The sequence below is a fragment of the Thioalkalivibrio sp. genome, assembly GCF_041690275.1.
Taxonomy (GTDB): Bacteria; Pseudomonadota; Gammaproteobacteria; order Ectothiorhodospirales; family Ectothiorhodospiraceae; genus Thioalkalivibrio.
On the sequence record NZ_JAWLHP010000072.1, the window covers coordinates 1 to 11880 of the forward strand.

11 protein-coding genes are annotated in these 11880 nt (G+C 65.8%); 4 read left to right on the forward strand and 7 right to left on the reverse strand.

The genetic code is table 11. The features are described from left to right. From ACESMN_RS11995 to ACESMN_RS12015, 5 genes are all read right to left on the reverse strand, one after another. The coding region (locus ACESMN_RS11995; RefSeq protein ID WP_373053838.1) for a DEAD/DEAH box helicase family protein at positions 1-3111 on the reverse strand (3111 nt) is incomplete at its 3' end. 417 nt (positions 3112-3528) lie between these two features. Continuing rightward, complete coding sequence (locus ACESMN_RS12000) at positions 3529-4863, reverse strand: aspartyl protease family protein (protein ID WP_373053839.1); 1335 nt, start codon at positions 4861-4863, stop codon at positions 3529-3531. A 284-nt stretch (positions 4864-5147) separates the two neighbouring features. After that, entirely contained in the window at positions 5148-5489 is a 342-nt protein-coding gene (locus tag ACESMN_RS12005; protein WP_373053840.1) for a hypothetical protein, read from the reverse strand. Positions 5490-5510: 21 nt separating this feature from the next. Further along, a complete protein-coding gene (locus ACESMN_RS12010) occupies positions 5511-5801 on the reverse strand; it encodes a BrnA antitoxin family protein (protein WP_373053841.1) in 291 nt (96 codons plus the stop codon). Further along, positions 5776-6054 (reverse strand): BrnT family toxin, encoded by a 279-nt coding sequence (locus ACESMN_RS12015; protein WP_373053842.1) that lies wholly within the window; start codon positions 6052-6054, stop codon positions 5776-5778. Before ACESMN_RS12015 ends, ACESMN_RS12010 begins: the two co-directional genes overlap by 26 nt. Before the next feature lie 219 nt (positions 6055-6273). Here ACESMN_RS12015 and ACESMN_RS12020 point away from each other — a divergent pair, with 219 nt between their 5' ends. From ACESMN_RS12020 to ACESMN_RS12035, 4 genes are all read left to right on the forward strand, one after another. Next, positions 6274-7188, forward strand: coding sequence for a DUF4351 domain-containing protein (locus ACESMN_RS12020; protein ID WP_373053843.1), 915 nt, complete (start codon positions 6274-6276; stop codon positions 7186-7188). A 296-nt stretch (positions 7189-7484) separates the two neighbouring features. Continuing rightward, complete coding sequence (gene dinB, locus ACESMN_RS12025; RefSeq protein ID WP_373053848.1) at positions 7485-8624, forward strand: DNA polymerase IV; 1140 nt, start codon at positions 7485-7487, stop codon at positions 8622-8624. 122 nt (positions 8625-8746) lie between these two features. Continuing rightward, complete coding sequence (locus ACESMN_RS12030; RefSeq protein WP_373053844.1) at positions 8747-9412, forward strand: intradiol ring-cleavage dioxygenase; 666 nt, start codon at positions 8747-8749, stop codon at positions 9410-9412. Positions 9413-9531: 119 nt separating this feature from the next. Then, positions 9532-9942, forward strand: coding sequence for an HIT family protein (locus ACESMN_RS12035; RefSeq protein ID WP_373053845.1), 411 nt, complete (start codon positions 9532-9534; stop codon positions 9940-9942). A gap of 53 nt (positions 9943-9995) precedes the next feature. On the opposite strand, the gene ACESMN_RS12040 is transcribed toward ACESMN_RS12035, so the two are convergent. Beyond that, entirely contained in the window at positions 9996-10856 is an 861-nt protein-coding gene (locus ACESMN_RS12040; RefSeq protein WP_373053846.1) for a tellurite resistance TerB family protein, read from the reverse strand. A 213-nt stretch (positions 10857-11069) separates the two neighbouring features. Then, positions 11070-11594 (reverse strand): hypothetical protein, encoded by a 525-nt coding sequence (locus ACESMN_RS12045; protein ID WP_373053847.1) that lies wholly within the window; start codon positions 11592-11594, stop codon positions 11070-11072. Between the last annotated feature and the right edge of the window lie 286 nt (positions 11595-11880).

Below are 11880 nucleotides of genomic sequence, written 5' to 3' on the forward strand. Positions count from 1 at the left end.
TCGGTGTTCCTCGGCATCGGTGCGCCCGGTCTTGAAGTGGCCGCAGGCGATGCGCAGGTTCGGAAAGTAGGGAAGTTCGGTGCGGTTGGGTTGGGTCGGCTGGAAGGGGACGACGTTGTCTGGTGGCGCGGTCGCGGCGGCGCGGGCCTCGTACGCGGCGAGGCGGTAGTCGATCAGTTCCTGCACGAGTCCGGCGAAGGGTTCGCGGTGGTCGGGCGACACTTCGAAGGTGGGTTCGAAGCGTTCGTTCGCCACGCGGAAGAAGGTGCGTGTGGCGGTTGGTTGATTGCCGCCGATCCAGGCGTTCACCGGGTTGACGCGCCAGTAGCGTTGCCAGGTCAGGCTGGAGCTGCTTTCGCCGTCACGCATGTTTTCAGGCAGGTCGCTCAGAAGGGGGCGCCGGCGTTCGAGGACCGCACGGGAGCGCTGCGCGAGTTGTTCGAGGCTGGGGGGTTTGGCCCAGCCGTCGAGTTCCTGGAAGCACTCTAGCAGGACCATCTTGAAGCTTTTGGTCATCGGTGTGGTTTCGAGTTCACGCAGGAACTCGCGCTGTGCCGCTGCCACCTGCGTCTCGGGTTCGTCGAGATCTTCGTTCGCCGCCACCAGTTCGAACCAGCTTCCGTACTCCTTGCGCATGCGCGGCAGGTTCGCGCCCGAGCGGTAGAACTCGGCCAGCGTCGGGCGCCGGCCGAGACCGTCCTTCAGGGCCTGGTAGTCCTTGGCGGTTCCGTCGGAGTCGAGGGACTTCAGGAAATCGATCAGCGCCAGGTCGTAGTTGATGAAGCAGCCGTCGGGCAGTTCGAGACGGCCAGCTTCCACCTTGCGCGCAAACGCGGCGAGTTCGCGGTAGGTCGCGCCGGCCTGCGCCAAGGCCTGGGTCTTGTGCAGGAAGGCGTGGTGATTGCCGATGAAGTCGAGGGCGACGAGCTTCTCCTTCCCCTCCGCCCTGCGAAGGCCGCGCCCGAGCTGCTGCAGGAACAGGATCTTCGACTCGGTGGGGCGCAGCATCAGGATGGTGTCGATGCTGGGCAGGTCGACGCCCTCGCTGAACAGGTCGACCGAGAAGATGACCTGAAGGCGGCCGTCGGTGAGGCGTTGTAGTGCCTCGCCCCGACTCAAGTCGGAGCCGCCGTACACTGCGGCGGCCGCGATGCCATCGCGCTGGAACTGCTCGGCCATGTACTCGGCGTGGCGGATCGACACGCAGAAGGCGAGGGTGCGCTGCTGGGATCGTTGGCGCCACTGCTTCAGTGCATGCCGCGCGCGGGCGAGGGTGGCCAGTTTGTGCGACAGCTGTTCCGGGTCGAAGCGGCCGTTGCGCCAGGGGATCTCGCGGTAGTCGACCGACTCGTCCCAGATACCGTAATAGTGGAACGGCGCGAGCAGTCCGGCCTCGATCCCGGCGAACAAATCGCGGGTGAACACGAGGTTGTCGTCGCATAGGGACAGGATGTCGGACTGGTCGGTGCGGTCCGGGGTGGCGGTGAGGCCGAGCAGAAAGCGCGGCTCGAAGTGGCTGAGCAGGCGCCGGTAGGTGGGTGCGGCGGCGTGATGGAATTCGTCGATCACGATGTAATCGAAGTGGTCCGGCGGGAAGCGCTCGAGATGCGCGCTCTTGCCGAGCGTCTGCACCGACGCGCAGAGCACGTCGACCTGCGTGTCGCGGGTCTGGCCCATGTAGAAGCCGATGCGCGCCTTGGTGCGGATACGTGCGAAGGTACTGGCGGCCTGGCCCAGAATCTCTTCGCGGTGGGCGACGAACAGCACGCGCCGGGCGCCCATATCTTCGGCGTCGAAGGCCGCGAGCCAGGTCTTGCCGAGACCGGTGGCGAGCACGACGAGGCCGCGCCGGTAGCCGTCGCGCCGGGTGGCTTCGAGTGCGGCGAGGGCTTCGGACTGGATCGGCGTCGGTTCTGGTGGCGGCTCGGTTTCCTGGCTGCCCGGCGCTATCGGGCGCGGCGGTGGGATGCGGCGCTTTTCGTAGCCCTCGATCCAGTCGTCGGTAAGTGGGACGGTGCGTGGGTCGCGGAAGATCTCCGCGAACCGGGCGCGCGCTTCAAGGAAGCCGTCGTCGCCGGGGTATTCGACGCGGTAGTTCCACTCCAGCCCGTCGGTGAGCGCCTGGCGGCTGATGTTGCTGGAGCCGATGAACGCGGTGCCGCGCAGCTGGTGGTTCGCGCCGAAGCGTGCGAACAGGTAGGCCTTCAGGTGGAAGCTGGTGCCGGCGGAACGGAACACGCGGGCCTGCGCGCCCTGTTCCTGTAGCAGCATCAGCAGGCGTAGGGCCTCGGGGTCGGTCACGTCGAGGTAGTCGCTGGTGACGATGCGGATGCGCGCCGGGGGGCGGGTGGGTTCCTCGGTTTGGCTGAGGGCGGTTTGCAGTTCGGGCAGCAGCATGTTCAGGCCGGTGACCTTCACGAAGCTGACGGCCAGGTCGATCTCGTCGGCGTGGGCGATGGCGTCGCAGAGTTGCGCGAGGAAGGGGTTGGTGGCCTCGCCCGTGACGAGCTTCGCGGCCGGTGCGGTCTTCCGGCGAAGGATCGCGTTCAGCCAGGTCTCGGTTCGGTCCGGGCGCTCATCGGGGGTGAGCCAGCAGTCGATCGTTGCGACTTCGTGCAGTTCGGCCAGCCAGTCGCGCAGGTGGCCTTCGGTGGCATCCGTGAAGTGGCGGCCCTCGGCGTCGACGCGCTCGCCGTCGCCGTGCTTCAGGCTGAGATACAGAACGCCGGCGGGTTTGAGTGCGGCCCAGAGGCGCTGCAGCGCGTTCTGGAGTTCGGCTGCAGGGAGATGCAGCAGGCTGGCGCAGGCCCAAATGCCGTCGTAGGCGGCGTGTTCGTCGAGTTCCTCGAAGCGCTGTACTTGCACCGGCTGCTTGATATGTTCGGCAGCGCGACGGGCGATCTCGGTCGCGGCATCGAAGGCACGCACCCGGTAGCCCTGCTGTAGAAAGGCGTAGCTGTCCCGCCCTGAGCCGCAGCCGGCATCCAGGATGAACCCGCCCGCCGGCACCTGCGCCAGGAACCGCTGGTGCAGCGCCGACAGGTCGACCTCCACGGTGTCCGCGACATACCGCGCGGCATTCCGGTTGTAGTAGCCGACCGTATCGGTCATCCGCCGTGGCTCCCCGGTGCCCTCGGGCCCGAGTATAGGGGAGGGGGTGGCTCAGGGGGTGAGCCTGTGGGGTCGGGGCCGATGGATCCCGGCTCTCCGCTTCGCTGCGGCCGGGATGACGAACTCGCGTGCGGTGGGCGGGCTGGCGGACCTGGAGCCGGATCCCGAGCGGCAACTCAGGTACCTGGATTTCATCGACATCTACGCGGCGCTGGACGAGGTGTTCCGATAGCCCTCTTCTGGGTCACCCAGACCGATGCCAACAAAGGGACGCCCGCCGGAGCCAACGGTATGTCGGCGGTCTCGTCCGCTGCGAACCATTCGACGGCATCGTGAACGACCCTGTGCGTGACCTCGCCGGAGGTGGTGGTGGCCAGGGCAATCCACTCGATGCTGCCACGCCGGGCTCCTGTCCGTTCAATCAATGCTGATGTGGGTCTGCATCGTGCGGTAGTCGAGTTTTACCCGGTGCCTTGCGAGCCAGTTGTGGCCGATGATGCCGCCGATGCGGATCCCCAGTTCGCGTCCGAGGTTGAACTCCTTGAGTGCCGCGGCGGGGAGTTCGGGGTACTCGAGTTGCGCGTGCTGGAAGTGCCTGATGCGAACGGCCTTTGCGGCCAATGATCCACCACCACCATGAGCTGCGACATCCTGTTGCAGCGGTCGTGCGCCGTGACGGCGGGCAGCCGACTCCGAGCATGCCAGCTCGATTCCGCTCATGCCGCTGTCGATAAACCAGCTCGATGGTGGTCCGCCGTTGACGCGGCAGGAGGTGAGCGGGTAGTGCGGGCCTGCAATCCACAGCGCTTCCCCGCCTTCGACGTTGGGTGATCCAAGCGTGAATCGGGCGTCGCGGTATTCAATGTCGATGCCACCCGCGGCACGCAGCAGCCCTGCGCCGATGATGCCGTCGACGCGGGCATTGGCGATATGGTGGAAAGCGTTGCCCAGAGGCGCAATCATGCCGGGGACTTTTCTGAACTCGGATCGACCGATATGCAGGTTTTCGATCTTGGCGAGTCGCCAGTGACCGACATGGCCGCCGGCGAAGCTGGCCTGGTCGTAGGGGCCGGGTTCAACACCAGCGCGGTGCGCAAACTCGCTGTCCAGCAGGCAATCCCCGGTGCCGGTATCGAGAACGAAGCGCCCTGCCTGGTCGTTGACGCTGACCTCGACGAGGGGGAGGGGGTGCGTGTCGTCCCAGGTAACCGGCTCGCTCGACAGTTTCGCGACCTGGTGCCATTCACCGTCGAATCGTTCGAGGTGATCGGCCCGGGCGTGTCGCCCCAGCTGGCGCAGCGATGCAACGGCCGAGGACAGGTCGCCCTTGCGGACTGCCACGTCGGCCTCCAGCCCAACGAAGTAAACGTGGCGGCCGTACTCGTCACGCGCGATCGCCAACTGTGCGCTGGCATCGCCTGGTCGGTCGCTCAGTAACCCGATCTGCGCGCGGCGAAGTGCGATCTGTGCGCGATCTTCTTCGTTCAGGTCAGCCAGCTCCGCCAACAACATGTCGGCATGAAAATACTGGCCGTCGGTGAATAACTTGGTGGCCAGGCGACGAAGATGGTCGATGTCCAGTGGGCGTTGTTGCTGCACGTTGCCTCTACCGAAGCTGCTCTCGTTCCGTTCGTTAAAAACCGCCGCAAACACCGTTCGCCTCACAGGCGCCGCGGTAGGACGAAACACGCTATCCGAGAGAACATAAGAAGGATAAACGCCCTTTTCAGGAAGGGGAAACTGTTCATCCACCGACAGGCCTTGATGATCGCCCGAACCGTCATCAGCAGCTGCACGTACCCAGCCCGATCGACGCTCGCCGGAAGCGCGATGTTCGCCAGGGTCCGGAACTCGTCGTCGGTGATCTGCAGCGCAGCGACCAGGTTCGTGTCCTCAGCCAGCTCGATCAGGCCGCCGGGGGCGTTGCCCTTCTCGATGTATTCCTTGACGATCGGGGCCAGGCGGGTGGTCTGGCCGGGTTGCCCGAGCAGGCTTCCGGGTGCGACGCCGAGACGTGCGCATTTTGACCGCGACGGTCAGTCGACCAGGTAGTATTCGATCGTCGAGACCACGCGCACCTTCTTGATGTGCGGCGTGTTGCTGTCGCGGTCCTGAATGCTGAACAGGCCCTGGCTGGCGGTGCGGATCTTGCCGAGGCGGCTCTCCGACTCTTCCGCGAAGCGCGCCGCGACTTCGCGTGCGTTGCGGGTCGCCTCCTCGATCATCGCCGGCTTGAGGTCGTTGAGGCCGGTGTACAGGAACTCGGTACGGCTGCCGTAGTCCTGGCCGCTGATGGCGATGCCCTGGCGGCCGAGTTCGGTCAGGCGGCGCATCGACTCGCGCACCTTGTCCACTTCTTGCGTGTAGACCGTAACCATGGTTGTCGATGAGTGGACTTGTCAGGGCTTGTGGGTGGTCAGCCAGTCTTTGAGAGCGACATCGATTCGGGTCTGCCAGCCGGGGCCGGATGCCCTGAAGCGTTCCACGACCTCGGGTGACAGCCGGATCGTGATCCGTTCCTTGGTCACGGACGCTTTCGGACGTCCGGCCTTCCGAAGGCTTCGGAGTTCCTCGTCCGTCGGCAGATGCGTATCAGGATCCGTTTCAACGGCGGCATTGATCGCAGCGTCCTCTTCTGGCGTATTCAGTGCGACTTGGCGACCGTCACGGAGTGTCAGAAACTTCGGCATAGCGCGCGATCTCCCGGTTGTTGGCCTTGCGCAGGCTGATGATTCGGCGGACCCCGTGTCTGTCCGCGAACACCACGCAGAACAGACGGTCGCCCATCAGTGCGTAGCCGATCATTCGCTGTTCGCCGTAGGGCCTGCGTCGATCGTCCATCGCCCAAAGCGTGTCCCAGTCCAGACGCCTGGCATCGGCAAGTGATGCGCCGTGCTTGGCGAGGTTGGCCGCGTCCTTGCGGCTGTCGAATTCCGTCTCCATTGGATTATGGTATGCACAAAAATTAAGTGGGGGCAACAGGCCTTGTGGGTGGTGACGGTGGCCAAAAAGTTATAGAAAAGGGAATAGAGGAGTTAGGTTTTGCTCCCTCCGTCCCTATTTTCCCTATGTCCGAGCGTCGCTGGCGCCGCCGCCGATTGGAACGTGTGGCCGGAACGTATAGGATTCGCTCATCCCGCCAAGGACGGAGGGCCCCGGTGCATGACGCACGACCAGAACTTCAAGAATCTCATTCTCGACTATCCCCGCGAGTCCATAGCGCTCTTTGCGGCCGTGGAAGCGCGGGCGATCGATGCCGAGGCACGCGTGACTCCGGTGCGCCAGGAGCAGCTGCAGGAACGGCTCGGCGAGCGCTTCCGGGAACTGGACGTTCCGTTGCTGGTGGAGTGGCCGGACGGGCGGCGCGAGGCGATGCTGTTCGTGATCGAGGAGGAGACGGAACCGGCCCGGTTCTCGATCCACCGGCTCGCGCATTACTGCCTGGATCTCTCGGAGTTGCTGGAGACACAGCGGGTCGTTCCGGTAGTGGTGTTTCTGCACGCGGGCGATTTTCCGGAGCAACTGACGCTCGGTGGGGACACCGCGGCGTATCTCGATTTCCGGTTCCTGGCTTATCCGTTGCGGCGGATTCCGGCACGGGAGCATTTCCAGAGCAGCAATCTGGTGGCCCGTCTGAACCTGCCGAACATGGCCTACGCTCCGGAAGAGAAACTCGAGGTCTATGCGCGTGCGGTGCGCGGGTTGGCGGACCTGGAGCCGGATCCGGAGCGGCAGCTCAAGTACCTGGATTTCATCGACATCTACGCGGCGCTGGACGAGAATGAACGCATCGTTTACCGCCAGCGGTACCCGGAGGAGGTGGCTGAGATGACGCGGTTTGCAGAGCGGTTTCTGGAGAAGGGCCGGGAAGAGGGCCTGGAACAAGGCCTGGAACGGGGCGTGAAGAGAGGTATTCGGCAGGGTGAAGCACAGATGCTGCTGCGTCAGCTGTCACTGCGTTTTGGCAATCTGCCCCAGAGTGCCCGCGACCAGGTGGAATCCGCTGATGCCGATGCATTGCTACAGTGGTCGGAACGCATCCTCACCGCCTCGACACTCGACGAGGTATTCCGATAACCGCTCGGAACCGGACTCGGTACCATGGACCGATCCCGCCACGGAAGGCGGGGCCCCGCGCACGACGCATGACCAGAACTTCAAGAATCTCATTCTCGACTATCCCCGCGAGTCCATAGCGCTCTTTGCGGCCGTGGAAGCGCAGGCGATCGATGCCGAGGCACGCGTCACGCCGGTGAAACGAAAAGGGGACGGAGGGAATAAAAATTAATCGCTCGGGCCTCTTGTCGCCATGACGTCACGGCGGACGATGCCACCAATCGGAGGCGAGGGATCTGATCTTTCGGGACCGCGCTATTGCCCACCTGGACATGGACGCCTTTTACGCGTCCGTGGAGCTGCTGCGCTACCCGCAACTGCGGAGTCAGGCGCTGGTGGTCGGGGGGCGCCGTGCCGAAGCGCCGACGGTGGGTGAGGAGGGCGTGCTCAAGTTCGCCCGCCTGCGCGACTACCGCGGCCGCGGCGTGGTGACCACCGCGACCTACGAGGCACGCGCCCTTGGAGTTCACTCCGGCATGGGGCTGATGACCGCTGCCCGTCTTGCACCGGATGCGTTCCTGCTGCCGGCGGATTTCATGGCCTACCGCCGCTACTCGGGGCGGTTCAAGAGTGCGGTGGCGGCCCTCGTGCCGCAGATCGAAGACCGGGGTATCGACGAGATTTACCTCGATCTGACGGCCCACCGGAACGATCCCGTCGCGATCGCCCGCAGGATCAAGGAGGCGGTGCGCGATGCGACCGGATTGTCCTGCTCGATCGGGATCGCGCCGAACAAGCTGCTGGCCAAGATCGCCTCGGAGCTGGACAAGCCGGATGGCCTGACCGTGGTCGGTCCGGATGACATCACCGCGCGCATCTGGCCGATGAAAGTAAGCAAGATCAACGGTATTGGGCCGAAATCTGCGAAACGACTCGAGCATATGGGTGTTCACAGCATCGCTGATCTCGCCCGCGCGGAGCTCGGGCTGCTGCAGGAGCACTTCGGGCGCAACTACGCCACCTGGCTGCATGCGGCCGCGCACGGGCAGGATGACCGGCCGGTGGTGACGGAGGCCGAACGCAAGTCGGTCAGCCGCGAGACCACCTTCGAGCGCGACCTGCATCCGCGGCGGGATCGCGCCGAGCTCACCGGTATTCTCGTCGCCCTCTGCGACCGGGTGGCCGCCGATCTCCAGGCGCTGGGTGTACGCGGGCGCACCGTGGGCATCAAGCTGCGCTACGAGGACTTCCGTACCCTGACCCGCGACCACACGTTGCGCGAGCCGCTCGCCGACCCGGCTGGGCTCCTGGCCGCGAGCCGGGAGTGCCTGCGCCGGGCACCCCTGGACCGTCCGCTGCGGCTGCTCGGCGTGCGCGTGAGCGCATTGGTTCCGGCCGGCGAGGTCGCCGAGGCTCCAGGGTCCTGGGCGCAGAGCGAGTTTAGCTTCGGCGATTGATGCGGGTTGCGGACGCTCTCTCGATCGGAGGTGCCGCGCATGACCAAGCGGCTGGTGGGGTGGAACGGCCAGGCATCGACTGGGGTCTTACTGCCGTGATCCATCGTTTCGGAGGGTGTCCGATGTCCCGACATGCGAATTTGCGCCGGCGGCTGGTGCTGGGCGGAGGCGCTGCGCTGCTGTCGCTGCCGCTGGGCGCCGTCGAGCGCGTACTGACTCCGGGGCAGGCGACCGGCCCGTTCTACCCGGTGACTCCCCCGCTGCACAAGGATAACGACCTGACCCGGGTCGAAGGCCGCTCCGGGCGGGCTGCGGGGCAGATCAGTGACCTCTCTGGACGCGTGACGGAGGTCGACGGGCGGCCGCTCGCGGGGGTCCGTGTGGAGATCTGGCAGTGCGATGCGAACGGGCGCTACCGGCACCCCCGTGATCGCCAGGGCGCGGCGGAGGACCCGAACTTCCAGGGCTTCGGGCACACGGTCACCGATGACGCGGGTCGCTACCGCTTCCGGACCATCCGGCCGGTGCCCTATCCGGGGCGCACGCCGCACATCCACGCGTCGGTGTTCCCGGGCGACGACGTCCCGTTCGTCACGCAGATCTACGTGGCCGGGGAGCCGCTGAACGAGGACGACATGCTGTTCCGCCGGGTCCCCGAGCACCTGCGACCGCTGCTGCTGGCGGAGTTCCAGCCGGTGGAGGATCCGGTCGCCGAACTGGCGGCGTCGTTCGATTTCGTGCTGTCGCCTTCGCTGGCGGGGCTGTTCGGTCCGCCGCCTGCGGCATAGGGATTTGCGCCTGGAGTGACGCGCGCCCCTGACCCGTTGCGTTGTGGTCGGGATGGCCATTATCAAACGGCGGTGTATTGGCGATAATCAGGGGCGTGCTTGTTCTGCGAGGGGGTGCGGTGTTCCGGCTGGATGAACGACTGGAGGCGGACAGCCTGCCGGTGGGAATGCGTGACGGCTGCCTGGTTCGTCTGGTCCGCGACGCCCGCTATCCATGGCTGCTGTTGATCCCGGCCACGGGCCGCTTCCGTGAGTGGTGGGAGCTCACGGCCGATCAGCGCGCGGCGGTGGACGGGTTGCTCGCCGATTGTGCCCGGGTGCTGGCGGCGTTACCGGGCGTGGAGAAGACGAACCTGGCGAGCCTCGGTAACGTCGTGCCGCAGTTGCACTGGCATGTGGTGGGCCGCCGAGCCGGGGACCCGGCCTGGCCAGGACCGGTCTGGGGCCACGGCGATCCGCGACCCTATTCGCCAGGGGAGTCGGTAGCCTTGATCGCGCGTCTGCGCAGCGAACTCGAACTCACGCCCTGATCGAACGATGCCACCGTCCCCTCGCAGAGCGCGCGGGATGGTGGCATCTCCCGTCACACCTTCGGCGCGCCCGTGGTCTGGTGCAGGAAGGTGACCACGCCGGGGTCCAGCCGCAGGGCAGCGGCCAGATTGCGCAGGTACTCACGTTCCCGGTCGCTGTCGATGTCGATGGCGAGCAGGGAGGCCGCGTAGACCTCCGCCGCCTGAGCAGGCGTCTGTACCTCGCGGGCGATCTCGGAGACATCCAGCGGCCTTTGCAGTTCATCGATCACGAACTGTCGCTCGCTTTCGCTTATCGCGTCCGGTTCCAGCTGGCCGAGGAGCCGATCCATCTCGGTCTGGTCCACCTGACCGTCGGCCTTCGCGGCCGCGATCATTGCGCGCAAGGCCAGACGCTCGCCCTCTTCCGAGGTGACGGAAGCGAGCTCCTGTTGGGATGGAGCGACAGCGGCCATGCCGGCACCGGGCGCGCCGGAGCCGCCGCCACGGGACTTTTGCAGCGCGCTCAGTGCGAGGGTACTGAGAATGGCCATTGCCCCGCCGCCGGCGGCACCCTTCGCGGCACCACTTCCACCGCCCAGCAAGGCACCGGCGAGGGCGCCCAGGCCACCGAGCTGAGCACCGGACATGCCCCCTACCTGCGGTGAGCCGAGCATGCTCTTGGCCGCGGCGGCCAGGCCGCTGAGCCCGCCACCCGAGCCGCCGCCGCCTGCCGGGGCGGCGCCACTCGCCGGGGCGGCGCCACCAGCCGGTGCGCCGCCACCCATCATGGACTGCAGGGAGCCGAGGATCTGCTCCATGCCGGCGCCGCCCTGCGCTATGTTCTGCGCGCTCTGCCCTACGCGTGCCTGGGTGTTCGACTGGCCCGCAAGACCGTCTCCGAGCAGTTGCCCGATAATGTTTCCGAAGCTCATATCCGATTTCTCCTGAGGCGACTGTGGGCCGTGGACCGGGTCATTGTTGCGCGATCCGAAAGGCCGTTGGTGCGGGGACGGTTCTCGCTAGACGATGCTTTGCAACCTGCCACGCTGGAATGTGAAACTGGACTTTAGCATTGCTCTGGGTGCTCGCGGCGCAATGTCTCGCGCGGCGGCAGATCCGGGTGAGCGGGTGGCGCATCACGGGTCTCAATGCAAGGCGCTGCCGCCGTCGCTGCGTTCCGCGCGCTGGGGCAGCAGTTCCGCGAACCCGCCCTCGGATGAGGGGAAGAGCCGGAAGCGGGGCTCGCCGAAGGTCTTCTTCCGCTTCGAGACACCCTTCGGCTTCACCTCGACCTGCGCGACCCAGGACCCGTCGCGGGTTTCCAGTGCGAATGAAACGAGATCGATGGCGTAGGGCGAGGCCTCGATGGACCCGTATTGCTCCAGGATGGCCTGGTACTTGTCCACCTTGTTCGGCGGCAGCCCCCAGGCCTCCATGATGGTGAAGACGAAGTCCGCATCCTCCCGGTATGCCGCCCGGCGTACCTGTTCGGCGGAACTGTCCCTGACGTCCCCCTCGGCGGTGCTGAGCACGACGGTGCCTATCGTTCGCTTTTCGGGCGAACCGACAAAGGCGATGGGGCGCAGGCTCTCGCCGTCCTCGAGAAGGATCCGCGCCCGTTCGATCAGCGGCGCAATCATCTCCCAGTAGGCCTCGGGTATCGCGCTCATGCTCTTCCCCCATTCACGAACAGGGCCATCCGGCATTGGTGCTCAATCGCAGTCTCGAGACGGGTTTCTGAAATGAAGTCATGGTCTACGGTGGCCTTGGCAAGCTCGCAGACATCCGTTCCGGATAGGCACGCGTTCGAAGGAGGCACGGACACGGCCGAGGTCCTGACGGGGGGCTGTCGAATTTCGTCTGGGACTTGTTCTCTCATGGGTGATGACTGCGGAAGGACCGCTCTGGAGTGGGTGGCCCGAGTCTACACGATGAGTTCCGGCGTTGAAGGAAATC